This window comes from Paraburkholderia sp. USG1 (assembly GCF_031570135.1).
Lineage (GTDB): Bacteria > Pseudomonadota > Gammaproteobacteria > Burkholderiales > Burkholderiaceae > Paraburkholderia > Paraburkholderia dioscoreae.
The window spans coordinates 1-1523 of record NZ_JAMWXW010000077.1 but is presented as its reverse complement, the minus strand read 5'-3'; the positions used below and the strand labels follow the sequence as shown (position 1 = coordinate 1523).

The window sequence follows — 1523 nt, the reverse complement described above, 5'->3', positions numbered from 1 at the left end:
GAATACGACGTCGTGATCGTCGGCGGCGGCCCGGCCGGGCTGTCCGCGGCGATCCGCCTGAAGCAGCTGGCGGCGGAACAAGGCGCTGAAATTGGCGTGTGCGTACTGGAAAAAGGCTCGGAGATCGGGGCACATATCCTCTCGGGCGCGGTGATGGATCCGCGCGCGATGACCGAGCTGATCCCGGACTGGAAGGAAAAAGGCGCACCGCTGACGGTCGACGTGACCGAAGATAAATTCCTGTTCCTGACCGAAACCGGTTCGAAGAGCGTACCGGTCTGGGCGTTGCCGGACAACTTCAAAAACCACGGCAACTATGTGATCAGTCTCGCGAACGTCACGCGCTGGCTCGGTCAGCAGGCTGAAGCGCTGGGCGTTGAAATTTTCCCCGGCTTTCCGGCTGCCGAGATTCTGTACAACGACGATGGCTCGGTCAAAGGCGTCGCAACCGGCAACCTCGGCATCGGCAAGGACGGCCAGCCGACCGAGAACTTCCAGCTCGGCATGGAGCTGCACGCGAAGTACACGCTCTTCTGCGAAGGCGCGCGTGGACACCTGGGCCGTCAGCTGAACGACAGATTCAGGCTGCGCGAAGGCGTCGATCCGCAGGTCTACGGTATCGGCATCAAGGAACTGTGGGAAATCGATCCGGCGAAGCACAAGCCGGGTCTGGTGATGCACACGGCCGGCTGGCCGCTGGAGAGCGACACCTACGGCGGCTCGTTCCTCTATCACATGGATAACAACCAGGTGGTGGTGGGCTTCGTGGTGGGCCTGGGTTATACGAATCCGTACCTGTCGCCGTTCGAGGAATTCCAGCGCTACAAGACGCATCCGGCGATCCGCACAATTCTGGAAGGCGGCAAGCGCGTCTCGTATGGCGCACGCGCGATCACCGCTGGCGGCCTGATGTCGCTGCCGAAACTGGTGTTTCCGGGCGGTGCGCTGGTCGGCGACGATGCGGGCTTCCTGAACGCATCGCGGATCAAGGGCTCGCACGCGGCAATCAAGACCGGCATGCTGGCGGCTGAAGCGGCATTCGAAGCGGTACAGGCAGGCCGCACCAGCGATGAACTCACCGCCTATCCGGAGAGCTTCAAGACCTCGTGGCTGCACACGGAACTGCATCGCGCACGCAACTTCAAGCAGTGGATGAGCAAGGGCCTGTACCTCGGCACGCTGATGGTGGGCATCGAACAGAAGCTGCTGGGCGGCAATGTGCCGTGGACGCTGCATCATCAGCACTGGGATCACGAGATGCTCAAACCGGCTTCGCAATGCAGGCCGATCACCTATCCGAAGCCCGATGGCAAGCTGACGTTCGATCGTCTCTCGTCGGTGTTCATCTCGAACACGAACCACGAAGAGAACCAGCCGGCTCATCTGACGCTGAAAGATCCGTCAGTGCCGGTGAATGTGAACTGGCAGACGTATGCGGGTCCGGAGTCGCGTTATTGCCCGGCGCAAGTGTACGAATTCGTGAAGAACGACGACAACACCGAACGCCTCGTGATCAACGCGCA

The 1523-nt window shown here is 61.3% G+C and carries 1 protein-coding gene; it reads left to right on the top strand.

Translation table 11 applies throughout. The annotated features are described in order from the left end of the window. Positions 1–1523 (top strand): electron-transfer flavoprotein:ubiquinone oxidoreductase (locus NE850_RS39310; protein ID WP_310700420.1); only part of this gene is annotated, 1523 nt, incomplete at both ends.